This is a genomic window from Streptomyces sp. NPDC101234 (assembly GCF_044767525.1).
Taxonomy (GTDB): domain Bacteria; phylum Actinomycetota; class Actinomycetes; order Streptomycetales; family Streptomycetaceae; genus Streptomyces; species Streptomyces sasae.
In genome coordinates this window covers 129,981-153,707 of the sequence record NZ_JBIWOA010000014.1, presented here as the reverse complement: position 1 = coordinate 153,707, position 23,727 = coordinate 129,981, and the positions used below count along the sequence as shown (strand labels likewise).

General features: G+C 67.8%; 26 protein-coding genes. 11 read left to right on the top strand and 15 right to left on the bottom strand.

Annotated features, from left to right (window positions below; genetic code table 11):
• Positions 1–16: 16 nt before the first annotated feature.
• The 9 genes from ACIRR9_RS25875 to ACIRR9_RS25835 all read right to left on the bottom strand — a co-directional run bounded on the left by ACIRR9_RS25875 (position 17) and on the right by ACIRR9_RS25835 (position 6,576).
• Positions 17–430: a pilus assembly protein TadG-related protein gene (locus ACIRR9_RS25875; protein ID WP_123981536.1), complete on the bottom strand. Its 414-nt coding sequence runs from the start codon at positions 428–430 to the stop codon at positions 17–19.
• A 44-nt stretch (positions 431–474) separates the two neighbouring features.
• Positions 475–903 carry a TadE/TadG family type IV pilus assembly protein gene (locus ACIRR9_RS25870; RefSeq protein WP_403756109.1) on the bottom strand — a complete coding sequence of 143 codons (429 nt, stop codon included), beginning with the start codon at positions 901–903 and terminating at the stop codon, positions 475–477.
• Positions 904–1,386: a TadE family protein gene (locus tag ACIRR9_RS25865; protein WP_403254796.1), complete on the bottom strand. Its 483-nt coding sequence runs from the start codon at positions 1,384–1,386 to the stop codon at positions 904–906.
• 52 nt (positions 1,387–1,438) lie between these two features.
• Positions 1,439–1,690 carry a hypothetical protein gene (locus tag ACIRR9_RS25860; RefSeq protein ID WP_316773704.1) on the bottom strand — a complete coding sequence of 84 codons (252 nt, stop codon included), beginning with the start codon at positions 1,688–1,690 and terminating at the stop codon, positions 1,439–1,441.
• 68 nt (positions 1,691–1,758) lie between these two features.
• Positions 1,759–2,682 carry a type II secretion system F family protein gene (locus ACIRR9_RS25855; protein WP_403756105.1) on the bottom strand — a complete coding sequence of 308 codons (924 nt, stop codon included), beginning with the start codon at positions 2,680–2,682 and terminating at the stop codon, positions 1,759–1,761.
• Positions 2,679–3,662, bottom strand: a complete 984-nt coding sequence (locus tag ACIRR9_RS25850; RefSeq protein WP_403254843.1) for a type II secretion system F family protein — start codon at positions 3,660–3,662, stop codon at positions 2,679–2,681. Before ACIRR9_RS25850 ends, ACIRR9_RS25855 begins: the two co-directional genes overlap by 4 nt.
• Before the next feature lie 30 nt (positions 3,663–3,692).
• Positions 3,693–5,000, bottom strand: coding sequence for an ATPase, T2SS/T4P/T4SS family (locus ACIRR9_RS25845; RefSeq protein ID WP_316773709.1), 1,308 nt, complete (start codon positions 4,998–5,000; stop codon positions 3,693–3,695).
• Positions 4,997–5,836, bottom strand: coding sequence for a hypothetical protein (locus tag ACIRR9_RS25840; protein ID WP_403756102.1), 840 nt, complete (start codon positions 5,834–5,836; stop codon positions 4,997–4,999). The genes ACIRR9_RS25845 and ACIRR9_RS25840 overlap by 4 nt, the downstream gene beginning before the upstream one ends.
• Positions 5,837–5,853: 17 nt before the next feature.
• Positions 5,854–6,576: a hypothetical protein gene (locus tag ACIRR9_RS25835; protein WP_403756100.1), complete on the bottom strand. Its 723-nt coding sequence runs from the start codon at positions 6,574–6,576 to the stop codon at positions 5,854–5,856.
• 522 nt (positions 6,577–7,098) lie between these two features.
• On the opposite strand from ACIRR9_RS25835, the gene ACIRR9_RS25830 reads away from it, so the two are divergent.
• The 3 genes from ACIRR9_RS25830 (at position 7,099) to ACIRR9_RS25820 (ending at position 9,618) form a co-directional block, all read left to right on the top strand.
• Complete coding sequence (locus ACIRR9_RS25830; protein ID WP_403756097.1) at positions 7,099–7,794, top strand: hypothetical protein; 696 nt, start codon at positions 7,099–7,101, stop codon at positions 7,792–7,794.
• Positions 7,795–8,460: 666 nt separating this feature from the next.
• Complete coding sequence (locus ACIRR9_RS25825; RefSeq protein WP_403756094.1) at positions 8,461–9,066, top strand: hypothetical protein; 606 nt, start codon at positions 8,461–8,463, stop codon at positions 9,064–9,066.
• 54 nt (positions 9,067–9,120) lie between these two features.
• The gene (locus ACIRR9_RS25820; protein ID WP_403756091.1) at positions 9,121–9,618 is read left to right on the top strand and encodes a hypothetical protein; all 498 of its coding nucleotides are present in this window, start codon (positions 9,121–9,123) and stop codon (positions 9,616–9,618) included.
• Here the strand turns inward: ACIRR9_RS25820 and ACIRR9_RS25815 are convergent.
• The 4 genes from ACIRR9_RS25815 to ACIRR9_RS25800 all read right to left on the bottom strand — a co-directional run bounded on the left by ACIRR9_RS25815 (position 9,608) and on the right by ACIRR9_RS25800 (position 12,789).
• Positions 9,608–11,089 (bottom strand): putative T7SS-secreted protein, encoded by a 1,482-nt coding sequence (locus ACIRR9_RS25815; protein ID WP_403756088.1) that lies wholly within the window; start codon positions 11,087–11,089, stop codon positions 9,608–9,610. The two genes, ACIRR9_RS25820 and ACIRR9_RS25815, sit on opposite strands and share 11 nt — an antisense overlap.
• A gap of 5 nt (positions 11,090–11,094) precedes the next feature.
• Positions 11,095–11,802 carry a hypothetical protein gene (locus tag ACIRR9_RS25810; protein WP_403756085.1) on the bottom strand — a complete coding sequence of 236 codons (708 nt, stop codon included), beginning with the start codon at positions 11,800–11,802 and terminating at the stop codon, positions 11,095–11,097.
• Positions 11,792–12,109: a hypothetical protein gene (locus tag ACIRR9_RS25805; protein WP_403756082.1), complete on the bottom strand. Its 318-nt coding sequence runs from the start codon at positions 12,107–12,109 to the stop codon at positions 11,792–11,794. The genes ACIRR9_RS25810 and ACIRR9_RS25805 overlap by 11 nt, the downstream gene beginning before the upstream one ends.
• A gap of 452 nt (positions 12,110–12,561) precedes the next feature.
• A complete protein-coding gene (locus ACIRR9_RS25800; RefSeq protein ID WP_403756079.1) occupies positions 12,562–12,789 on the bottom strand; it encodes a GntR family transcriptional regulator in 228 nt (75 codons plus the stop codon).
• 160 nt (positions 12,790–12,949) lie between these two features.
• Between ACIRR9_RS25800 and ACIRR9_RS25795 the strand changes: the two genes are divergently transcribed.
• The 7 genes from ACIRR9_RS25795 to ACIRR9_RS25765 all read left to right on the top strand — a co-directional run bounded on the left by ACIRR9_RS25795 (position 12,950) and on the right by ACIRR9_RS25765 (position 17,344).
• Positions 12,950–13,288: a hypothetical protein gene (locus ACIRR9_RS25795; RefSeq protein ID WP_403756076.1), complete on the top strand. Its 339-nt coding sequence runs from the start codon at positions 12,950–12,952 to the stop codon at positions 13,286–13,288.
• Complete coding sequence (locus ACIRR9_RS25790) at positions 13,288–13,647, top strand: hypothetical protein (protein WP_403756074.1); 360 nt, start codon at positions 13,288–13,290, stop codon at positions 13,645–13,647. Before ACIRR9_RS25795 ends, ACIRR9_RS25790 begins: the two co-directional genes overlap by 1 nt.
• A gap of 299 nt (positions 13,648–13,946) precedes the next feature.
• On the top strand, positions 13,947–14,618 hold the full coding sequence (locus ACIRR9_RS25785) for a hypothetical protein (RefSeq protein ID WP_403756072.1): 672 nt from the start codon (positions 13,947–13,949) through the stop codon (positions 14,616–14,618).
• Positions 14,609–15,700 carry a hypothetical protein gene (locus ACIRR9_RS25780; protein WP_403756069.1) on the top strand — a complete coding sequence of 364 codons (1,092 nt, stop codon included), beginning with the start codon at positions 14,609–14,611 and terminating at the stop codon, positions 15,698–15,700. The genes ACIRR9_RS25785 and ACIRR9_RS25780 overlap by 10 nt, the downstream gene beginning before the upstream one ends.
• Before the next feature lie 40 nt (positions 15,701–15,740).
• A complete protein-coding gene (locus ACIRR9_RS25775) occupies positions 15,741–16,133 on the top strand; it encodes a hypothetical protein (protein WP_403756066.1) in 393 nt (130 codons plus the stop codon).
• Between the two features lie 302 nt (positions 16,134–16,435).
• Positions 16,436–16,948, top strand: coding sequence for a hypothetical protein (locus ACIRR9_RS25770; protein ID WP_403756063.1), 513 nt, complete (start codon positions 16,436–16,438; stop codon positions 16,946–16,948).
• A gap of 273 nt (positions 16,949–17,221) precedes the next feature.
• Positions 17,222–17,344: a hypothetical protein gene (locus ACIRR9_RS25765; RefSeq protein WP_403756060.1), complete on the top strand. Its 123-nt coding sequence runs from the start codon at positions 17,222–17,224 to the stop codon at positions 17,342–17,344.
• A 479-nt stretch (positions 17,345–17,823) separates the two neighbouring features.
• On the opposite strand, the gene ACIRR9_RS25760 is transcribed toward ACIRR9_RS25765, so the two are convergent.
• Positions 17,824–18,192, bottom strand: a complete 369-nt coding sequence (locus tag ACIRR9_RS25760; RefSeq protein ID WP_403756358.1) for a cupin domain-containing protein — start codon at positions 18,190–18,192, stop codon at positions 17,824–17,826.
• Between the two features lie 413 nt (positions 18,193–18,605).
• Positions 18,606–18,908 carry a WXG100 family type VII secretion target gene (locus ACIRR9_RS25755; protein ID WP_123975012.1) on the bottom strand — a complete coding sequence of 101 codons (303 nt, stop codon included), beginning with the start codon at positions 18,906–18,908 and terminating at the stop codon, positions 18,606–18,608.
• Positions 18,909–19,148: 240 nt separating this feature from the next.
• On the opposite strand from ACIRR9_RS25755, the gene ACIRR9_RS25750 reads away from it, so the two are divergent.
• Complete coding sequence (locus ACIRR9_RS25750; RefSeq protein ID WP_403756057.1) at positions 19,149–23,714, top strand: FtsK/SpoIIIE domain-containing protein; 4,566 nt, start codon at positions 19,149–19,151, stop codon at positions 23,712–23,714.
• Positions 23,715–23,727 lie beyond the last annotated feature (13 nt).

Genomic DNA, 23,727 nt, shown 5'->3' with positions numbered 1-23,727 from the left:
GGGCCGGTGGTGACCGTCAGCCGACCTCGTTCTCGGCGGTCGCCTCACCGTGCACCACGATCGCACCGCCGTAGAACATGCCCGTGAAGACCGGCTCGTAGGTCAACTGGACCTCGACCTGGACCTGTTGGGCATCGGCGGCGGTGCAGTGCGTGCCCGCGATGTCCGCGGTGGACATGTCCATCTCGCGGGCGAAGGTCTTCACCCGGGCGTCGCAGTCCTGGAAGTTGATCGGCGCGGCGCCCTGGTTCTCGTACAGCGCTTCCTTGTCGATGTCCTGGGCCGCGTAACGGGCCGCCTGCTCCGCGATGTCGGCGGCCCGTTCGCGCTTGGAGATGGACAGGCCGCCGTCGATGACGAAGGCGGACAACGACAGGAAGACCAGGGCGAAGATGATGACCGCGCCCGCGCCCGAGCCCCGGTCGTCCATGCGGAGCCGGCGCGCGGCCCACCAGGTGCGTAGCAGTGCGATGCTCACGCCGACCTCCGGAACGGGTCGAGCGGTGAGGAGAAGCTCGCGGAGAGGGTGGTCGGGATGTCCAGGCCCAGCATGGCCAGGCCCCGGACCTCGCAGCTCACCTCGACCGTGAAGATGGTGTCGGGCGCGAAGCCCTCGCTGGTCTGTACGACGGAGACCGGGCCGGAGCAGACGTCCGACAGGTCCGCGTCGGCGGCCTTCTGGGCCTCCGACATGGCCGTGGCGTGGTCCTTCTGGATGGAGCCGGCGCGGGCCGCGTCACGCGCGGCGCCGTCGATCGCGCCCCGCCCGTTGACGAGTTGACCGAAGGCGACCAGGACGAGGATGAAGAGGATCATCACCGGGGCGAGGATGACGACCTCGACGGTCGACAACCCCCGGTCGTCCGGGGTTCTTTCCTGAGCGGAGTACTGCGGGGAGGACATCTAGTTCTTGTCCTCCACGAACCGCTCCACCGGCCCCGACGACTGTGCGTGCACCGTCAGGTCCAGGCCCGGGAACACCGTCGGGATACGGGCCGAGATCTCGACGCCGACCGTGTTCTGTTCCGGCTGGAGCATCTTCACATCGGGCGCCAGCACCAGCTGCGGCCCGAGTTGGCTGATGTAGGAGTCGACCACGTCCTGCGCCTCGCCGCGCCAGGCGCCGGGCTCCGCGTCGGCGGTGGCGCGGGCCTTGCGGGCGCCCGCCTGGGCCGCCGCCTGGGCCACGTGGTCCGCGAAGAAGTACAGCGCGAACTGCACGGTCGCGAAGATCATGAAGAAGAGGACGGGGGTGAGGAACACGAACTCGATGGCCGTCATGCCCGAGTCGCCCGAGTCGCCGCGCGCGGCGGCCGCCCGGCGGCGCACCCAGCCGCGCAGGCCGCTGCCCACAACGCCCACGCTGCCCACGCCGCCCACAGACATCCCCGTCGTCACCCCGTCACCCCCGTCACCCCGTCGTCGTACGTCCGCCCGCTCAGCAGGTCTTGCTCGCGCTGGCGCCCTTGATGCAGTCGCCGACCTTGTTGGCGCCGTCGCTCAGCGCGGCGTTGATGATGGCGGCCACCACACCGACGATCGCGACGACGACCGCGGAGATGATGACCCACTCGACGGCGGAGGCACCGCGGTCCAGTTCGCCGGAGCGGGCCCGCTGCACACGGCCCTGCAGGAAGGTGACCAGGAAGTCCATCGCCGGGATCCCGGTGCTGAAGTTCCGTCGGTTCATGATGACTTGTCCTCTCGATACAGCAGTTGGCGAAGGTTCTCGAATCAGCTCGTCCGGAACACAGAACATCAGCCCACCTGGAACACCCGCATCGCCGCCGGGAAGATCAGGAAAACCAGGAAGCCGGCGCACAGCAGCAGCTGGGCGACGAGCATCGACTGGGACTTCTCGCCCGCGCTGCCCTCGATCTCGGCGAGTTCGCGGTGGCGCATGGTCTCGGCGCGGGAGGCGAGGGACTCACGGACCTTGGCGCCGTCGTCCGCGACCAGGGCGAGGGAGGCGGAGAGGTCCTTGAGCTCCTCCACGCCCAGTTCCTCGCCGAGCGCGCCCAGCGCCTGCCACTGGCTGACGCCGGTGATACGGGCGTCGGCGAGGGCGTTGCGGATGCGCTGGTTGGCCCAGCCGTCGGAGACCTCGGCGGCCGCCATCAGGGCCTCGGGCAGGCCGCGGCCGCCGGCGAGGCTCATCGAGACCAGGTCGAGGTAGGCCCCGATGACCCGCCTCAGGTCCCGGCGCTTGTCGGCCGCGTCCCGTCGTACCTCCAGGTCGGGCAGGAAGAAGAACAGGGCCGCGCAGACCAGGGCCAGCCAGACCGGGATGACCGGGCTGCGGCCGAAGCCCATCGTGTAGACGACGGCGAACAGGAAAGGGCCGAAGATCAGGCCGGCCGCGGCGAGCAGGACCTTGGTCGCCAGGAACTTCTCCCAGCTGCGGTCGAGGACGGCGAGGTCGGCGCGGAGCGAACGCTGTTCCCAGCCCTGCTGCCGGTAGAAGTCGGCGACGCGCTCGCCGACTTCGGCGCGCAGCGAGCCGAACCTGCCGGTCTCCTGCTTCTGCCGGGCGGACTCGTACGCGGCACCGCGCGCCCGCATCGCGTCGATCCGGGCGACCTGGGCGACCGCGCTGCGCTTGGCCGGCATCAGGGCGCGGATCAGGGCGTAGACGCCCAGACCCAGGATCACGCCGACGACGATCGGCATCGTGAGACTCATCGGCGTGCCCCTTCCTCGGTGGGCAGCGTCTGCTGACCGGGCTGCCCCGGCTGTCCGGCCTGTCCCGGCTGTCCGGGCGCGGTGCGGGGCGGCCGTACGAACTGCACGGACGACTGGTCGCGGACCAGGAACCGTTCCGGCGTCTCGATGGTGGACAGCTTGCGCAGCCACCAGAAGCCGAGCGCGAACAGACCGCAGACCAGGGCGAGTACGAGCTGTCCGACGGCGGTGCCGTACGGCGCCACGAACTCGCGGTTGAAGACGGAGAGGCCGAGGACGAACGCGATCGACACGGCGACGACGATCTGCACCGAGCGCCGGGTGGAGGCGCGTTGGGCCATCACGCGCTGGCGCATGTCGACCTCCTCGCGAGCCGACTTGGCCAGCGCGCCCAGTACCTGGCGCAGACCGGGGCCGCGGAGGCGGGCGTTGAGGATGAGCGCGGCCACGATGATGTCGGCCGAGGCGTCGTTGATCTCGTCGGCGAGGTGCTGGAGCGCGTCGGGCAGCGGGGTGCGGGAGCGCAGCCGGTCGACGAGGGCGTCGAGATGCGGCCGCAGGATCGGTGCCGAGGCCCGTGCCGAGGCGGGGATGGCCTGCTCCAGGCCGACCGCTCCGGCGATCGTGTCGCGCAGCGACTCGGTCCAGGAGGCGAGGGCCTCCACCCGCTTCATCGCGGCGCGTTCCTCACCGGCGCCGCCGAACAGCTTGTCCCAGAAGAAGACGAGGACACCGGCGGCGACACCGGCCACCGCCCAGCGGGTCAGCAGCAGTACGGCGAGGCCGATGATGGCCGCGAGGGAACCGCGCCGGCCGGCGAACCGGATGAGCTCGGCGGCCCGTTCGTTGGCCTTCTGCTTCTCGTGGTCGGGCTTGGCGGGCAGGCCGCGGATCGCCAGGACCAGCAGCGCGAGTCCGCCGCCGACGGCGAGTCCGCAGCCGAGGGCGTAGAGGACCGAGGTGGAGAAGAGTCCGCCCATGGAGCCCAGGGAGTCCAGGTTCATGTCACGTCACCCCCAGGACCCGTGCGGCTGGTAGCCGTAGGCCATCAGGTCCTCCAGGCAGGCTATGGGCGCATGCGGTACGACCCGGCCGTCGTGTGCCTCCGCGAACACCTCGCTGGACAGCACCCGGCCGTCGACGCCGTTGACCTCGCGGACGGAGGTGACCATGCGTTGGAGGCGGCCGCCGGTCTGGTAGTTGTTGCGCCGCTGGATGAAGACGACGAAGTTCACCGCGCCCGCGATCAGCATCTGGCTGGCCTCGATGGGCAGCCGCTCGGAGGCCTGGAGCGCGTAGGTGGAAATACGGTTGAACACTTCGCTGGAGCTGTTGGCGTGGATCGTGGACAGCGAACCGTCGTTGCCCTGCGACATCGCGTTCAGCATGGTCACGATCTCGTCGCCGAGGACCTCGCCGACGATGACCCGGGAGGGGTTCATGCGGAGCGACCGGCGGACCAACTCGGCCATGGCGATGGCACCCTGGCCCTCCGAGTTGGGCAACCGCTCCTCGAACGCGACCACGTTGGGGTGCAGGTCGTGGAAGGTGTCGAGCCCGAGCTCCAGCGCCCGTTCGACGGTGATGAGCCGCTCGTGCGGCGGGATCTCATTGGCCAGCGCTCGCAGCAGCGTCGTCTTACCGGCGTTCGTCGCACCCGCGATCATGATGTTCTTGCGGGCGCGGACCGCGCAGGCCATGAAGTGCGCGACCTCGGGCGTCAGTGTGCCGTTGCCGACCAGGTCGGAGATGAAGACCTTGCCCATGCGGGCACGCCGGATGGAGAGCGCGGGGCGCCGGGTCACGTCCATGACGGCCGACAGCCGCGATCCGTCGGGCAGCCGCAGGTCGAGCTGCGGGTTGGCGGAGTCGAACGGGCGGGACGACAGTCCCGAGTACGCACCGAGCACCTGGATGAGCTCGATGAGCTCCTCGTCGGTCTCCGCGACGGGGTCCCCCTTGACCTCCCGTCCGTCGCTGTAGCCGACGAAGACCTGGTCGCTCCCGTTGATGTCGATGTTCTCGACGTCCGGGTTGTCGAGCAGCGGCTGCAGCCGCCCCACGCCGAACAGCGCCGCGTGCACGGCGGCGGCGTACTGCTCCTCGGTCTCCGCGTCGAGCGGGGTGCGCCCGGCGTTGATCTCCGCGCGGGCGTACTCCTCCAGGATCTGGGCTATGACCGCGCGGGCGTACTGCCGTTCGTCCTCGGTGGACATCGGCGTCACACCGGACGCCTGGTCCTGCCGGCGCTGCTCGGCGATCCGGTCGCCGGCGTCCTGCCGGAACCGCTTGACCAACTGGTGGTCGACAGCCGTCATCGGCCGGCCCCCGCGTGGGGCGCCTGCGTCGGTACGGTCCAGGAGGCGCCGTACTGCTGGTGGAGGTCGGCGGTGACCTTGCGGGCCGAGCGGATGAGCAGGGACTTGTCGAGGCGCCCGCGCTTGCGGCCGGCCAACTGGTCGGCTCCGGCCGGGTCGTCGGCGATGGTGCCGACCACGCGGGCACCCGTCTGGGCGTGTACGAGCATGTCGTTGACCTGGTTGACCAGCTTGCCGGAGCTCGACGGGTCGGCGATCAGGACGACACCGATCAGCGGGGTCGCGAGGGCGGCGGCACCGCGCGGACCGCCGTGCAGCTTCTGCGCGAGGGCACCGGCCCGGTCCCGGACCCGGGCGAGCGCCTCGGGTTCGGTGCGCGAGACGAGCAGCACGAGCGCGGCGTGCGGGAACATCTCCACGGCCGGGGTGTCGCCGCTGATCCGTCCGCAGTCGGCGATGACGTCGGCGGGGGTGTTCGGGGAGTCGGCGAGGGCGGCGAAGGCGTGCCCGAGGGTGGGCCACAGCCCCGCGAGACCGGCGGCGTGCTCGGCGATCCCGAGCCCGACCAGCACCTCCAGCCCGCCGCTCAACGGCTGGACATGGTCCCAGAGTTGATCGGGCACGAGTCCACGTCGCGCCGTAGCGGCAATGGACAGCATGCCTGTGTTGGGGTTGAGCGGTCCGCCGTGCGCGGCGGCACTGCGGTAGACGAGGTCGCCGCCGGCCGGGTCGGCCTCGGCGAGCAGGACCCGGCGCGGCCAGACCGCGGCCAGCGCGACGGCCGCGGTGGTGACGCCGGGGGAACCCTTGTCGGCGGCGATTGCGATGAGCGCCATGGGGTGGAGGCCGCCTTCTAGTTGCCGGGTACGAGAACGAGGGCGACCGAGCCGGTCGCGGCGGCCTGGGCCAGCGCGGCGGCGGCGTCACTGTTCACGGTGAGCGTGACGGCCAGGTTGGTGCTGCTGACGAAGTCGCTGCTGCTCTTGCCGTCCGGCACGTAGCTGACCTTGGCCTGACCGACGATCGGGGAGCTGCCCCCGGACGACGAGGTACCCGATGAACTGCCGGTGGTCGTCGAGCCGTTGCTGCTGACGCGGTAGGCGGCGACGACGTCACCCACCTTGAGCCCGGCCGGGTACTGGCCCTCCTTGAGGGAGAGGCCGACGGTGGCCTTGCCTGCGGCGAGCGTGGAACCGCTGCCGAACATCTCGCCGACGGCGACGGCACCGGCGGGGATGGTGCTGACCGCCTTCAGCTTCTTCAGGGCGTCCAACTGGGTCCACTTGATGTAGTGGATGCTGCTGTCGTCCGCGACCAGCACGGAGGTCACGTCGTCCTTGGTCACCGAGGCCCCGGCGGGGATGTCCTGGGTGATCTTGATGACCTCGATCCGGTTGCCGGCCTGCAGCACGAGCGTCGTCGCACCGAGCGCACCGAGCAGGATCAGCAGGACCGCGAGCGCCGCCAGCGCGGGCTTGCGCTCCCGGGGGGCGGTGGGAAGCCGGTCACCGGCCGAAGGCTGAGCCGGACCGGCGGAACGACCGGCGCCCGCCCCCGTACGCTCCTGGATCTTCACGCAACCGCTCCCCGTTACACCCAAGACATGTCTGTCAAGAAATCTGAAACTCTGTCAACGCTTATCAATAATTCGAAAGCGGACACTCCACACCAACCCATCCCGACTCGGCCGAATACTCGGCCGGGGGGTGAGTGTCAAGCGATCGCACCGTATCAGCCGCACATAAGCCCCTCAAGGCGCGCCCGGACTCCTTGACCTCACCGAAATCGTCGTTGCGATCTGCAACGCCGGTGACCTGTGCGACGGTTGGGAATACGGGGACACGGCAGCAGGCCGAACTGTGCGCCGGCGAATCCCGAACTCCCCATCCACGCACGGTCCGCGCTTGCGACCGTCACCACGCGCCCATGAGGCCTGCACGAATTGCTCACGCCGCGCCACCCGCCCCACGCCATGGTCGTCGCCATGGCCGCCGCCGCGGTCGCCGCCCGGAGCACGCGAGGGCCGGCGCCGTCGCCACGGCGGTCGCCGAAGGAACCGTCCGAGTAGGATCACCCGGCCGGGTGAAGGTTCGCTGCCGTGAATGACACAGGGGGACACCAGACCGTGACCGTGCCGCAACGCCATGCCTGGAAGCCGCCCGCGGGCGAGGAACTCGTGGCACGTGCACCGGTGTCCTTCGCAACGGGCGCGGCGCACCGGGTCCAGGGGCGGCGCTGGTTCCGCGACCCCGAACGGCGGGACATACAGAACGAGTTGACGGGCTGGCCGGCAGGCCCGACGTATCGGTTGAGGTCGAGATTCGGGCCCATCGCCTGGGCCGTGCTGACGGCCGCGTTCCTCATCGGGCTCTTCGTGCTGGTCGTGGCCTCAGGAAGTAACACCCCGAGCGGCGGCCCCGGCGGCTCGGACTCCCTCGGCAACAGCGAGGACCCGGAGAACGAGGAGAAGGACTTCCCGGTGCTGTGGGCCGCCCTCGGCACGATCGCCCGTACCCTCCCCTGGGAGCTCGACCCGGCCCGCCGCCCCGACACGGACGTCACGCACCTGGTCGTGACCGACCGCCGGCTGCTGGTGCTCGGCGGGCTGCAGGACCCCAGGGAACCATGGGAGGAAATCCTCTGGGAGACGGACCTGGACACGGTCGCCACGGTCGAGCGGCGCCCGTTCAGCGTCGGCAAGCGGGACTTCAGGATCACCTTCACGGACGGCTCCTGGTGCCGTCTGACTTCCCTGGAGGGTGAGGCCCTGCTCCTCCGGCTGACGGCAGCCTGACCGAAGGAGACGCACCGTGGGCGGATCGGCCAGCCCAGACGCCCGAAGGCAGCCGACTGCCGCGCTGCGAATCGGTGGAGCCGGCAAGGCGTGTCAACAGCTCCGGCGCGCCCTACGGGAGGTGGGCGCCGTCCCCCGCGAGCACGTCGCGGGAGGGGATGGTGGCACTCTGCACTTTCTCTTCACCGTGTCGTGGCGGAACATCGCCGGGGCCCCACGTTCGGTGAGGCGCGGCACAAACGGTGGCTACAGCCGAGCACCTTGCCCATGTCGAGTACCTGGACCTGCCCAGCGGACCGACGGCCATGGATGAGAGCACGCGCGCACCATCCCTATCCAGCCTTTCACCCATCCCACTTCCCCAGATCCACGCCTACCCCCACCCGGATCACAGGCGCATGGCGGTCCTCACACTGAGCGCCACAGCGGTGGAACGACGTGCCCGATACCGTCCGATCCTGCACAACACCGCGGAGCTCACCAGCTGCGAATCGCCCTTGGACGAGGCATAGACAGACCCCCACGCCGGTCTCATAGCCACGTTCACCCCAGCCGGCGGAACACCACCCTCCTGATACCGTCGGCCTGTCGCGCGAACAGCTTGCCGATTCCGTCAAGCCGGCGGCGTACGGGAACAATCAGCCAGCTGTCGGGAGGGTTCACCGCATGGGGGACGAAACGCCTCGCACCGCCTTCGATGATCCGGATACATTGCGCGCGTGGCAGCGTACGCTACGGCGGTCCACCACTGCTCTGACCTTTTGGAGCCTCTCCCTACCGGGTTTCTTCGTGGTGGCCACACTTTTGTGGGAGTCACTGGTCGGCGGGTCACTCCCCGTCTACGTCATCGTTCCGCTGGTCCTTGTGTCGGCTGTTGGAATCGGACTGTCGGAACGCCGCCGGTCACACGTCAAGCAGATGAAGGGCATCCTGTCGGTCTACGCCTGGCAGGACCATGCGCCGCTCAAGAGCGTTCATTCCGGGGACATCGCACACTTTCAACTCCCCGATCCGGATGCCTCAAACCAGAGGGTCAGTGTCGTCGCACTGCGATATGGACTCGGTAAGCAGTGGCGGGCCGCCATGACCGAAGCCCGAGACCAGGGATTCGCGCTCGCCGGAGACCCCCGCTTCGGCATAGTGATCACACCGCGAGGGCAACGCGAGTTGATTGCCGTGCGCCCCAAGCACCCGCCGCTCAGCAGCGGGCGCCCGAATGGAGTGGACGAAGCTTCTTGGCAACAGGCGCAAGCGGCTGGAATCGCCCACTAGCCATCGCTTGCCGAGCGGTCCAGAGAAATCCGATGACAACAAGGTGCGATTCCCATGCCTGAATTCCTGTACACCGCACTCGACGATCAAGATGATGTACTCGACGGAATGTTTCAGGGGCATATCGACGTCAAGGGAAGTTCAGGAAGTGCCACTTCACGGAACCCTCGCCACGCAGACGGCGGCGTGGGGATCATCCTCTTCCCAGCACTGGTCGATCTGCTCGACGGTGTGAGCGAGCTGCTGCAGCGCGGACGCGGCACATTCAAGTGCTCCATAATCGGACTGCCGCTGAAGTTCAAACTCAAGGACGGTCGCATGACGATCAGCCATCGCTGGACGGTCATCGACAATTCACCGCCACAGTCCACGGCCACCGCCATCTGGACGGCGGCTCAGCAACTGACGGGCAGCCTCCTCGGACGTGTCACTGAGCCCACGAGGTACATCGAAAAGACGGCGGACGGCTCCGATCGGTACATCGACTTCCGCGTCCAAGTGAAAGAATCTCTAACGCGGTTCAATGAAGCGAAGGCACAGATCACCTACTAAAAGCAGCCCTAGCAGACAAAATGCCGGGCTTGTATCCCACACCAGTGTCGCCGTAGCCCCCAACCGTGTCCATAAATACGCCGGTGGTATCAAACTTGGCTCCAAAGAACGCGCTGTTGACCGTGGCTTTGGTGATGCTCGTGAGAAATCCCTGAGTAGCGCCCACGACAGCTGCCCCCATAGGGGTTTTCCCGGTCAAGGTCATACCTAGCGCTCCATATTGGCGACGCGTCATGTTCATCACGCTGTTCTTGTACATGGTCTGCCCGATCTTATTGAAGCCCTTACTCACGAGCGAGCCGGTGCCCACACCGATGGCGTTACTGACGGCGTTGCCCAGAGCGTTCTTCTTGACATCCCCCCAGCCACCGTTCAAGGCATCCTTGAGCGTGTTCTTGAACTCCCCCTTGGCGAATGCGAAACCGACCTTTCGGAATCCCTTGAGGTCCTCGCCCATATGCCACAGCTTGATCAGGCGGGCGCAGGCGACCTCCGCCTTCCTGACCTTGATAGCCATACTGATCCCCTTCACAAGTCGGCCGGCTTTCGCCAACATGGCCAACTTGCCCACCACCGGGATACAATCCAGTACCGCAAAGAGAACGTCTCCCCAGCCGGCCTTCCCCTGGGCGAACTTCGCAATCGTGTCGGCCAGTACGATCAAGGCTGCAGCCAGGACGATCAAGGCGAATATCGGACCGCCGAAAAAGAGCAGCAGAATACCGGCGACGGCAACAAAGACCTTGCAGACGGTAACAAAGCCGTCCCAGTTGTCTGCAATCCAGTCCCCGACCTTCTCGTACCACTTCTTGTTGTGAATCCCGGCGTCGGAAGCGCTGTGGATGTCGTGGACGAGCTTCGTCGCGGCCTTGTCCTGGTCCTTGCCAGCGTTCTCCGCCTTGGTCCTCAGCTCCGCCAACTGAGCGTTGAGGCTGTCAACCTGACCCTGCGCCGCCTTCTGATGCTCGTTGGCGTGCTGAGCATCGCGTGTAGCCTTACGGACCTTCTCCGGGTCCGGTGCGGGCGCGCTTTCAGTGGGGTTGTCGAGCTTGTCCTGCGCGGACTTGGCGCTGTTTGCCGCCGTGGTGGCGCCGGCCAGCCGGGACTGCGCCTTGGACAGGTCGCCGCGCAGTATCCGAGCCTTGGCGAGTGCGTGATCCGCCGTGGTCTGGGCGTGTTCCAGGTTCCCTGCGTAGGTCAGCAAGGCGCCTGAGACCAGCTCGTACGAGTCGTGCAGCTTCTGCAGCTGGCCGGGCAGCTTGCCGATCTGCTCCTTGAAGGCATCCATGGCCTTGCCGGCCGACTCCTTGAGGACGGAGTCCTTCGAGGCGGAACGCATGCCCCTGAGTACCGTGGCGACGTCTTCGACGAAAGTCTTGTACCGCTGCCCCTGGAGCTTGACCTCGTGCGGATCGCCGGGCGTCGGGTCGTCATGCAGATCGAGGTTGTGCCAGTCGGTGGGGCGGACCATGGGGCTCAGCTCTCCGTGTCGAGGTCGGCGCGGTAAACGAAGCGGAAGGTGCTGGTGATGAGATCGAAGAGCTCCAGCATGGGCTCGACCAGAGCCAGTTGGGGTGTGCTGGCGCTGATGACGGCGACCTTCGGGTCGCTACCCGGGAAGGGGATGAGGGTCTGCATCATCACGGCGCGGTAGCTGCGGTTGTCGTCGGGGATCTCGATGTCCTCGATGCCTTCGGTACGCGCGGCCTGGCCTGCGTCCGGCAGTTCCACGAGATGCACGCGACGCCATGGGTCCGTGGGTCGGCGGCCGGGCTCGATCGGTGTGAGGACGCCCATGAGCGTGTCGAGTCCGGTCGTGGCGGTCTCGCCCGTGGTCTCGTTCACCGCCGCCCTCACGCTGACCGTGAGGCTGGCGACCATCGGCTCGTCGTCGACGATCTCGCACATGGAGCCGGAGTAGACGACGTTGCTCTTCCGGGCCTCGCGGGCCACCTTCTTCAGGGTCCTGACCAGATCGGCCTGATGCTCGGCCAGTTCAGGCCTCTGCTTGACCCGTTCCGCCACCACTTCACGGATGGAGCGGTTCACGGTGGCCGGATGGACGTCGAATTCGTACCAGGTGCTGGGGACTTGGATGTTGATGCCGATGACGTCCCCCTGGGCCGCTCCGGCGAACGGATTCTCGGCCGTGGGCTGATCAGCAAGGGGAGCCTCAGTGTCCACCCTTGCCCTCCTTCTCGTGCTTGCGAAGCTCGTTGCGGAGATCGGCGTCGAGCTTGGTCATCTGGTCGACGATCCCCTGGGCCATCTTCGCTACGTTCTCAAGGCCGACGTCGATCTCTTTACGGCCGTCCTTCCAGCCGTGCATGAAATCTTCCATCGCGTCAAAAGCCGCGCTCGATCCCAGCTCTCCGTTGCCCAGCTTCCGGTCGACCTGCCCGGTGTCGTCCATGCGTTGCTTGATCGACCGCAGTTGACCGGCCAGGTCGTCGAGCCCGGCGAGGCTCAGGACGAGATCGCCCTTGGACATGTCTGGTATCCCCCAATAACCCAGAATGCGTTGCCGTAGTGCGCCGTCGCTTCTGCAATGCGACCGTCGGAGCCTACTGCTTGTCGCGAGCACGACGACTGCCGGCCACCCTCATTGCAGCACACACGTTACAAGCCGCGACCGTGCCAGATCCGGCCGTGGCGGGGGCCGCAGGGGCGGCACCTAGCACAGGACTATCGCCCCACCTCGCACAGCCGACCGAACGCAAAGTGCGACAAAAAAGCACGGATACTCCCGGCCGGCTACCCCGCTGCCGTTCACCTCGGCGAACCCACGATCACGCGAACCCCACCCACCCACCTGGCGAAGTCTTTACCGTAAGGAAGTTCGATCTTGGGGCACTCCGTCGCGTCCGAGGCCCCGAGGTTTCCGAACTCGAAAGGTACGGCCACCCGCCCGCGCCTACCACGAAAACTCGCCATCACCCGTCGTCAGGGCTCCGCGACGAACGATCCCATGCCCGGCGTCGTGGTGATGAGGCCTTCCCCCCGCAGAGCGGCGGTGGCCTTGCGCACGGTCACACGAGACACCCCGAACTCCTGCTCCAGCTTCACTTCTGAGATAAGTCCGCGCACGGGGTACTCGCCGTTGGCGATCCTCTCCCGGACCACCTCCGCGATCTGCTGCCACTTGGGCCTGGTGGGATCAAATTCGAACACGGCCAGACTGTACGTAGGGGCAGAGCTACACGCATAGCAACCCCTTTAAGTACATAGCTATAGACAGGTATCTACCAGTGCTCTACGGTAGGGAAGAAAAGACCCCCGCGACCGCTGGAACGGCCCGGGGGCATGGCCAACGCTGACAAGGAGCGTCGACATGCACGACCTTATCCCCCGCGCCCTCCAATGGCTCCGCCTCCTCTTCGCCCCCGGCACCGGGAAACGGCGCCGCCGCCCTCCCTTCCCCCACGTCCACCTCACCCTCGTACGCTGCCCTCTCACCGCCGAGCCCCCGCATCTCTCCAGCCACCGGTCGCCGTACGGCCTGGCCGCTCATCTCGACGGGGCCGAGTCCGCCCTCGTCCGTCCCTACCTCACCGCCCACGAGCGTGAGGCCGCTCTCCAGCAGCGCCGCCGCCTTGCCCTCGTACTCGCCGCCGACTTCGGAATCGACCTCGACCAGCACGTGATCGGCGCGCCGGAGGTGGCAGCGTGATGGAACAGGCAGACAGTCGCGCAAGCGGGACCGCAAGCAGCCATCTGCACACCCCAGCAGCCCCCCGCCTCCTTCCCTGGCCCACCCCGGAAGGCAAGCCCTCCTACCTGGTCACGGACAACAGCGGCGGATACCTTTCCCGCCTCGCCGACGACCTGGAGGCCGCCCAGCTCGCAACCAGCACCGACGTCCTCGACCGAGCCCGCCGGGTGCTGGACGACCCGATGTCGCCTTACACCGAGGTCCGCTACGCCGGCATCCGGCTCGCCGAGTGCCTCAATGACACGCTGCGCGTCGCCGAGTCCCGAGGCATGCGCCTGGTCCTACCGGATGACGAGGGGGACCCCGTCCGCTTCTGACCGAGGGTCGGATCGAACCGGAGCCGTACACGTCGGCACACCCTCCGTGCGCCTGCGCGAGATGCACAGCACAGCGATAGCGAAACGGAACTCGCACCTCACGCGCCCTGGGCGGTGCGCACCAACACGCCTGGTGCCGCCGCCCGTTCAGGCACGATCAGGATTCAGGTCACACCTTCGAGCACCCCATACGCCCAGAATTGTCCCCACTCACAGTGAAGTTCGCGCTGGCGAAACCGAGAACCGCCCCGATACCGTCAGACCTCTTGAATGGACTTTTGTCTCACGGGGAGTTCACTGTGAAGCGCCGTACTTTGCCCGCCGCTGCCGCGGTGGCGGCAACCGCAGCACTGCTGTTGACCGCCTGCGGCAGCGGGGACGACAAGGCCAGCGACAACGGCAAGATCGCCGGGTCCGACCAGGGTACGAAGACGCCAACGGCTTCGGCATCCGCTTCGGGCGCACCGGCAGCGGACAAGCCGGACGGCGTGGACGTGTCCCTGCCCAAGGACATGAACCTGGTCTTCGACTGGGACAAGCCGAAGGACAAGAACGAGGCGGCGGCGATGGAGGACGCGGCGAACTACGTCCGCGCCATCTACCAAGGCATCGACAAGCGCACGACGAAGACCGCAGCCGTGACTACCTACTCCACGGGCGATGGACTGCGTTACGCAAAGGCACAGATCAGCAGCAGGCTCGACGGCGACTGGACGGCCATCGGGACCAGGCGTCACTACGACGCCACCACCCGGTCCGCCTCCAACGGCAGTTCGGTGGAGGTCGACTTCTGCGTGGACTCCAGCAAGTTCTACAGCAAAGAGGTCAAGACCGGGAAGGTCCTGAAGAGCGCTCCCAGCATCGCGGACTACGACTTTTTCAAGATCATCATGGTCAAGTTCCCCACAGGCGAGGCCCTATGGCAGGCGTCGAAGGTGTACGTCGAGGCGAAGGCGGCGAAGTGCCAGTGAGCAGGTCACTGCGCACGACCCTCACCACCGGCACGGCCGCCCTGACGTTGGCCTTCGGCGCCCTCGCCCTCGCGGAGCCAGCCCACGCAGCAGAGGAGCCGGGCAACACCACAGGTTCCGACAAGGAACAAACAGGCGGTAGAGACAACTCCGGCATCTACGCCGCCGCCAAAATCCAGTACTCCGGCGCCGTAACCAAGGACGGCAGCACCGGCAACGTAACGTCGTCGGACGTCAACTGGACGCCCCCGCCCTGCTGGTACGCCCCCTACCTCGGTGCCGAGGACTTCAAGAAGAAGATGTCCGGGGAGATCGAGAGCGCCAAGAACACGCCCGGTATGGGCGGCACCGCGGGCGCGGCGATCGGCGAGATGCAGCGCCACTATGAGGACGGGTACGGCTGGACCAACACCCCCGGCTACAAGGACTACAACGTCGAGAACGACGGCAAGGGGATGTTCTGGGCCGCCGTCGAGAATCCCGATGAACCCGACATACTCAAGCGGAGCTCGTGCAACGACCTCCCCTTCTGGGTCGACAACGGCAAGGCCCCGCCGGCCCAGTACGAAGAGGCCGTCAAGCCGGAGATCCTCGCCGCCCTCGCGTACCAGCGCATGCAGCTTCCCGACACCAAGGTGACCCTCGCGCCCGAGGCCACCACCAAAGTGAACCTGCCGACATGGGCCTGGCTCGACAAGGCCGTCTTCGACGAGGTCCAGGCCACGGCGGCCATCAACGTGCCCGGTTTCGGCATCCAGGCCACTACCACTGCGAAGCCCGTCGCCCTCAAGCTCGAACCAGGCACTGCGGATGCCGAGACCTTCCCCGCCTCCGGCGAGTGCGCCATGAACGCCGACAACTCCATCGGCGAGGCCTACGCCAAGGGAGACGCAAACAAAACGCCGCCCTGCGGAATCAGGTACCTGCACTCTTCCGGTGACGGCGTCTTCAAGCTTCGGGCGACGATCACCTGGAAGGTCTCCTGGACGGGTACCGGCGGCGCGGGAGGAGACCTGCCCGACGGCACCTTCGGGACCACTCAGGACATCACCGTTCAGGAAATCCAAGCCGTCAATCGCTGATGCCAAAGAGGCGGCGGCTCTGGGTGACGCGGAGAACTTCGTGCGTGCCATCAACTACGGCGTCGTCCTGCAGGACCCGGAGGACGCCGCGTACAAGTTCTGCTCCACAGTCGGCAGTACGGCTCAGTCCTACGCCAAGACGCAGATCAAGCAGTACCTCGACGGCGGCTGGACCGTCACCGGAGTCCAGCGTTACTCGCGGGGCAAGGTCGACCTGGCTGCCGACGGTCAGCGCGCGTCCGTCTCCTTCTGTGACGACGACTCGAAGTTCTACGGCAAGGAAGTCAAGTCCAAGAGGATCCTCAAGACGAGTCCCAGCGACAAGGACTACTACTACTTCGAGATCGTCATGGCGGCGTCCCTGGAGGCCAAGGGCCTGTGGACCGCGGAGAACGTCAAGGTGCAGACGAAGGCCATTCAGTGCAGGGCGTGAAGCGTCACTGGGTCGGTGTCGCCGGGTTGACGGCTGCCTCGGCATCGACCAGGACGTCAGGGTCCAGCAAACTCAAGCCGTGAATCACCGGCTGGAAGGGAATGCCACCGCAGATGGGCAGGATAAGCCTGACCGAACGGGTACAGAGTCGTCTCGGTGTCCCCGCCGAGTGTGCCGTCTGGTGCAGGATCGGCAAGATCCCCGAACCGCCCACCGAGGTGCACCGGGCGGCCGGATCGGCGCCCCTTCGTCCTGCCTTCATCAGGCCACTCGGCATGCTCGGTGTCGCTCTGGGCGCGCCCGTGCTGTGCGTCATCACGTTGCTGAGTCTCCTCTCCGATGGCGAGGAGGCTCTGAAGCGCATGCTGTCGACCACCGGCGAACAAGAACGGCATCGCGCCGCGAAACTCGATGAGAAGCGCCGAGACGAGGCCATAGTCGATCTCGGTCTCGACAAGACCTTCGACGGCGACTGGAACGGTGCCGCCGGCCAGTTCCTGCTCCGCTGGTACAGCCGCTCGTCACACCACAACCGACTCCTCGTCCTGGCCCAGGACCACATCGTCCTCGCGGCCCCGCCCAAGCGCGTCGCCATTCGGCAGGAGGCGCGGATTCAGGTCGCCACCGTGATTCCGGCCGCGGAAGCGGTGGTCGAGGATCCTTTCGCCGGGCAGTACACGAGCGATCGGCTGCGTATCCGGTTCAACGACGGATCGTGGCTCGCGGTCGTCACCGAGGAGTCCGACAGCGAGGTACACCGGCACGTGGCTGGACGCCCCCGGACGGGCAGCCACCGACGCACCTCCGCCGATTGAGCACATCGCGACGCCATCCCCAACGCGCCCCGTCGGCCCCGCGATACACGCATCCGCGGGGTCGTTCGCGCTGGCGAACCGGAGCCCTTGAAGACAACGTGGGATTCCCTTGACGAATTACTGACTCACGGGGGAGTCCGCTCTTGAACCGCCGCCACCGCCGTTGTCGTCGTCGAGCACTGCCGCACGCGCGCCGCAGCGAAGCACACGCCACGACCACGATGAAGGCCGGGCAGCCGACCGCGGTCGGCTTTCCGGGCGGCGGGACGTCGCATGGCTGACCGACTGGTCGTGGACGGCGGTGCACTCGCCCATTTCATGAAACTCCTGAACAAGTCCAGCAGTTCGCTGAAGGGGCTGCGCAACGCCCTGGCGACGCCACCGTCACGGGCCTGAGCACCACCGCGGTGGAACGACGCGTGCAATACCGCGCGATCCTCCACAACATCGCGGAACTCACCAGCTTCGAATCGCCTTTGAGTGAGGCATAGAACAACCGCACGGCCTCAGAACCATCCATCCCGTTGGCGGAACCCACGGCCCTCAGGTACTCGACCCCGCCCGAAGCCAGCCGAAGAGGCCGCGCGACACAATGCGCGGCCTCTTCAGATGTTCGATTCGGTCTCTTCCTGGGTGTCCGCAGTCGGCCGTTCGACTACGTAGGATCCCTTGCCGCGCACCGTGACGACCAGGCCGCGCTCGCTCAGTTCCTGCCGAGGTCCGCTACGTCGGCATCCGCCTCGCCGACGCGCTGCGCGTGGCCGAGTCCCGCAGCATGCGCTGGGTTGTACCGGACAATGCAGAGCGGGCTCGGCGTCCCCACCGAGCCCGCTGCCTGGTGCAGGATCCGCAGGATCCCCACGCCCTCGCTGCGGTCAGGCGCGAGGCGCGCGACGGTCCTTCCGCTCCTCGAGTTCCTCCGCGCTGACCGGGATGAGCATCGGCTGGCCGGGGGCGCAGAACATCGTCACGACGAACTGGGACTCGGCGTCGGTGAGGGCGTTGCCGTCCTGGTAGTGGATGACGTCGCCGCCCGGCTCCCAGAAGGTCTCGCCGGCCTTGAGGACACGCGCCGGCTCGCCCTCCAGTTCGAAGACCATCGAACCCTTGATGACGTAGCCGTACGCCGGGCCGGAGTGGCGGTGCGGCGGGGCGCCCTCGCAGCCCGGCGGGAGGGTGACGAGGATGGTCATCGCCTCGGCGCCGTCGGGGATCTGCCGTGCGTTGGGCACCGAGCCGATCATGTCGATCTGGGGCGGCGGTGTGGTCGCGTTGGGATTCTCGATGTGGTGCGAGTGGTCGGCGCTCATGGGAAACCTCACCGTTTATAGACGATCAAGAACTTCTTTCGTCATCAAGACAAGATGAAGTCGCAATATGTGACAGCCCTCGTCGCCGGATGGCGACGACGGTCCGCGGCCTGACCACCAGCCGTCGGGATGTGTCGGTCACCGCCTCGCTCCGCCAAACCCGTTTCCCTGAGGCTGGAGCCCGACGCCCAAGATGCAAGACTGCCCCTTCGGGACCGAACGCATGGCGCGACACAGAAGAAAGAAGTGCGAGTGGTCCTGAACGAAACGTCCCCGCAAAACCCGTCGGTGCGATGGCCGACCGCTCCATCGCACCGACGTGAACCGTCCTCATGCCGAGGCGGTGATCAGCCCTTGGCCTGCTTCGCCAGCTGTTCGTCCAGCTGCTCGTACGCTTCCTTGGCCTTCTTCAGGAAGTCCGAGAGGCCGTGCAGGCCCTGGATGGTCTTGGACGCGCCCTTCGTGAACTCCTTCATGGAGTCGTCGTACGCTCCCGAGGCCTTCTGGGTGGTGAAGCCGTTCTCCACCAGGGCGCTGACCCGCTTCTCCACGTTCTTGATCTTGTCCTCAAGCTCGTGCATGTCCTTGATCAGGTCGCCCGCGACCTTCTCCATCTCGGCATAAGTGAGATCCGTGTCTTTGCTGGCCATGACGGCTTCCTCCCGTTCGTGTGGCCGCAGGGCCTTCCCCCGTGGCATCGTTCGCGCGGATCGTGGCCATGACACGGCCGTCCGCACGAGCAAAGATCCTACGGGGGTGACGCGTGGGACCGCACGGCCCTTGTGCGGTGGAACTGTGAACCGTGCAGATCCCGTTGCACCCGGGAAAGAACCTGCGGCTAAGGTCACTTCCACTGTGTTGGGTGCTATCGCTGTGTTGGGGGACGGAACGTGCGCCTGAGTCTGACCGTCGTCGATCCGGTCGGCGGTGCCACCGCCGATGTGGTGCTCGACGCGGATCCCGAGTCCACGGTCGGTGACGTCGCCCGGGAGCTGGCCCGGCAGGTCGGTCCGGGTTTTCCCGACAGCAACGAAGGGGCCCAGGTCATACCCATCGGTGCGCACCGGCAACAGGCCGCCGTCGCCCAGGCCTCCGGACCGCACGCCTATGTCGACGGGTACGCCCTCGACCCCGCCGCCACCGTCGTCGGCTCGCCGCTGCGCGACGGTGTCGTCGTCTCCCTGCACGATCCCGCCGGGTGTCTGCTCGGCGAACCCACCGGTGTCGTGGAGTTCCGGGTCGCCGGCGGCCCGGCCGCGGGTTCCGTGCACCGGCTCGGTGTCGGGCGGTACGACATCGGTACCGGAGCCGCCTCGCACATCCGCGTCGAGGACCCGGAGCTCGCGGCCCGTGCCGCCACCCTCACCATCGCCATCGACGGCACCTGCAAGGTTCAGGTGCACGGAGAAGGCGCGCGGTTGGACGGAGAGGAGTTCAAGGGCGACGGGGACTGGCCGCTCGGGTCCCAACTCGCCCTCGGCAACACGCTGTTCGAGATCGCCGCCTACTCCGCGCCCAACGCCGCCCTCAAGTGGTCCGACGACGGTGCCGGACTCGACTACAACCGGCCCCCTCGACTGCGTCCCGCCGAACGGCAGACGCACTTCTCGCTGCCCAACCCGCCCGGCGACTACGAGGCCCGGCCGCTGCCCTGGCTTATGGCCCTGCTGCCGCTCGTCGGCGCCGTCGTGTCCGTGTTCATGTTCCATCGCTGGTACTACCTGGTGATGGCCGTGATGAGCCCGATCATGCTCTTCGGCAACTACTTCATGGACAAGAAGCACGGCCGGAAGTCCCACGCCAAGCAGCTCAAGGAGTACAAGGAGCACAAGGAGCGGATCGAGGGGGAGGCGCAGGAGGCGCTGGTCGCCGAGCGGTCGGAGCGGCGCGGTGCCGTGCCGGACCCGGCCGCCGTGCTGACGTACGGGACCGGGCCGCGTACCCGGCTCTGGGAGCGGCGGCGCACCGACGCCGACCACCTGCTCGTCCGTTTCGGCACCGGGCGCGTCCCCTCCGAGGTCGAACTCGACGACCCCGAGCAGGACGAGCACAAGCGCAAGGTCCGCTGGTACATCGAGGACGCCCCGGTCGCGCTGTCGCTGCGCGATCTGGGGGTGATCGGGGTCGCCGGGCCGGGGGATTCGGCGCATGCGCTGGGTCGGTGGGCCGTCGCCCAGACCGCCGTGCTGCACAGCCCCATGGACGTGCAGTTCTACGTCCTCACCGACCACGACGCCGGTACCCGCTGGGACTGGGTGCGCTGGCTGCCGCACTCCCGCCCGGGCGGCGGCCAGGACGTGAACGTCCTCATCGGCACCGACTCCGAGACCGTCGCCGCCCGCGTCGGCGAGCTCACCCAGCTCCTCGACGGCCGGCAGAAGGCCCTCCAGCAGGGCGGGCGGAGCAAGACCGACGGGCCCGCGTTCAGTGATCCGGACGTCGTGGTGGTGTGGGACGGGTCGCGGCGGCTGCGGTCCATGCCCGGTGTCGTACGGCTGTTGAAGGAAGGGCCGGGCGTCGCCATCCGCTCCATCTGCCTCGACGAGGAGGAGCGCTTCCTTCCCGGTGAGTGCCAGGGTGTCGTCGTCGCCGAGCCGGTCGCGGTCGAGGGTGCCCCGGCAACGGCCGTTGCGCAGCAGACCGTTGGTGGTTTTCCCTCCTTCCAGGCCTGGCATCCCGACCAGCAGGTCGAGAAACAGGCCCCGCAGGACCTGGAGTTGCGGCTGCGCGTCGAGCAGAGCGGGGCGCTGCGCAAGCGCAACGTACGGCCCGACTTCGTCACCGCCGCCTGGTGCGGCCGGCTCGCCCGCTCCCTCTCCCCGCTCCGGGACATCAGCGGCGAGACCGAGGACTCGGCGCTGCCCGGCTCCAGCCGGCTGCTCGACGTGCTCCAGCTGGAGCCGCCGTCGCGGGATGCCATCGCCGCCCGGTGGCGGATGGGCGGGCAGTCGACCATGGCCGTCATCGGCGAGTCGTACGACGGGCCGTTCGGCATCGATCTGCGGCGCGACGGGCCGCACGGGCTGATCGCCGGTACGACCGGTTCCGGCAAGTCCGAGCTGCTGCAGACCATCGTGGCCGCGCTCGCCGTCGCCAACACCCCCGAGAACATGACCTTCGTCCTCGTCGACTACAAGGGCGGCTCGGCGTTCAAGGACTGTGTGAAGCTGCCGCACACGGTGGGTATGGTCACCGACCTCGACGCCCACCTCGTGGAGCGGGCCCTGGAGTCGCTGGGTGCCGAGCTGAAGCGGCGCGAGCACATCCTGGCCGCCGCCGACGCCAAGGACATCGAGGACTATCAGGATCTGGTCAGGAGGGATCCGTCGCATCCGCCGGTTCCCCGACTGCTCATCGTCATCGACGAGTTCGCGTCCATGGTGCGCGATCTGCCCGACTTCGTCACGGGACTTGTCAATATCGCGCAGCGAGGGCGGTCCCTCGGCATTCATCTGCTGCTCGCCACGCAGCGGCCCTCCGGCGTCGTGTCCCCCGAGATCCGCGCCAACACCAACCTCCGGATCGCGCTGCGCGTGACCGACGCAGGTGAGTCGACCGACGTCATCGACGCGCCCGACGCCGGGCACATCGCGAAGAGCACGCCGGGCCGGGCGTATGTCCGGCTGGGGCATGCCTCGCTGATCCCGTTCCAGTCGGGGCGGGTCGGCGGTCGGCGGCCGGGTGCGGCCGACCCGGCCACGCTCGCGCCCTGGGCCGGGGCGCTGAGCTGGCAGGACCTGGGGCGGGCCGCGCTGCGCAAGCCCAAGTCGGAGGCTCGGGAGGACGACGAGATCACCGACCTGCAGGTGCTCGTCGACGCCGTGCGCGAGGCCAACACCGCGCTCGGCGTCCCGGCCCAGCACTCGCCGTGGCTGCCCGCCCTCGACGACACTCTGCTGCTCGACGACGTCCCGGCCGTGCAGGCGCAGGGCTCGCTGCCCGCCGCCCCGTACGGTGTCGAGGACCTGCCGTCCGAGCAGGCCCGTCGTGCGGTCGCCGTCGACTTCGCGACCTTCGGGCATCTGATCATCGCCGGTGCGCCGCGCACCGGGCGTTCGCAGGTGCTGCGCACCATCGCCGGTTCGCTGGCCCGCACCAACTCCTGTGCCGATGTGCACATGTACGGCATCGACTGCGGCAACGGCGCCCTCAACGCGCTGACCCGGCTGCCGCACTGCGGTGCCGTCGTCGGCCGTAACCAGACCGAGCGCGTGGAGCGCCTCATGGCGCGCCTGTCGGGCGAGTTGAGCCGCCGTCAGGAGCTCCTTGCCGACCGGGGGTTCGCGGACATCGGCGAGCAGCGGGCCGCCGTGCCGCAGGCGGAGCGGCTGCCGCACATCGTGCTGCTCCTCGACCGCTGGGAGGGCTGGCTGCCCACTCTCGGCGAGCTGAACCACGGTGACCTCACCGACAAGATCATGGTGATGATGCGGGAGGGCGCCAGCGTAGGCATCCATCTCGTCCTCACCGGCGACCGGCAGATCCTGGCCGGCCGGATCTCCTCCCTCACCGAGGACAAGTACGGACTGCGGCTCGCGGACCGCGCGGACTTCTCGATGCTGGACATCAACTCCCGCAAGGTTCCGGAGGAGATCCCGCCCGGCCGCGCCTTCCGCAGCGAGACGGCCGCGGAGACGCAGTTCGCGCTGCTCGCCGAGGACACCACCGGTCAGGGGCAGGCCGCCGCGATCGCCGCGATCGGCGAGGCGGCCGATGTCCGGGACGCGCAGGTGCCGCGCTCGCGGCGCCCGTTCCGGGTCGACGTGCTGCCCGGCCGGATCTCCTTCGAGGACGCCTGGGCGATGCGGGATCCGGCCGCCGCCTCGTCCCGGCTGTGGGCGCTGGTCGGTGTCGGTGGCGACGAACTGACCGCTTTCGGGCCGGACCTGTCGCAGGGCGTGCCCGCCTTCGTCATCGGCGGTCCCGCCAAGTCCGGCCGCTCCACGACCCTGTTGGGCTTCGCCCGCTCCTACCTGGCCAACGGCGTGCGGATCGTCGTGGCCGCGCCCCGGCAGTCCCCGCTGCGTGAACTCGACGGCCAGGACGGTGTGGTGAAGGTCTTCACCGGGCGGGACGTGGACGAGGACGAGCTGGAGGAGATCGTGAACACCGCCACCCCGGCGGATCCGATCGTGGTCCTCGTCGACGACGCCGAGGTCCTGGACGACTGCGACGCCGAGGACGTCTTCAAGCGGATCGTCGAGCGTGGCGCCGAGGAGGGGCTCGCCGTCGTCATCGCCGGTGACGAGGACGAGATCTGCGACGGCTTCTCCGGCTGGCAGGTCGACGCCAAGAAGGCCCGCCGGGGCATCCTGCTCTCCCCGCAGGAGTCCGGCTCCGGCGAGCTGATCGGCATCCGGACCACCCGGGCCATGGTGGGCGGGCCGGTCCAGCCCGGCAAGGGCATGCTGCATCTGGGCAGCGGGGAGCACATCACGGTGACCACCCCGCAGTAGCCGTACGGCGGGG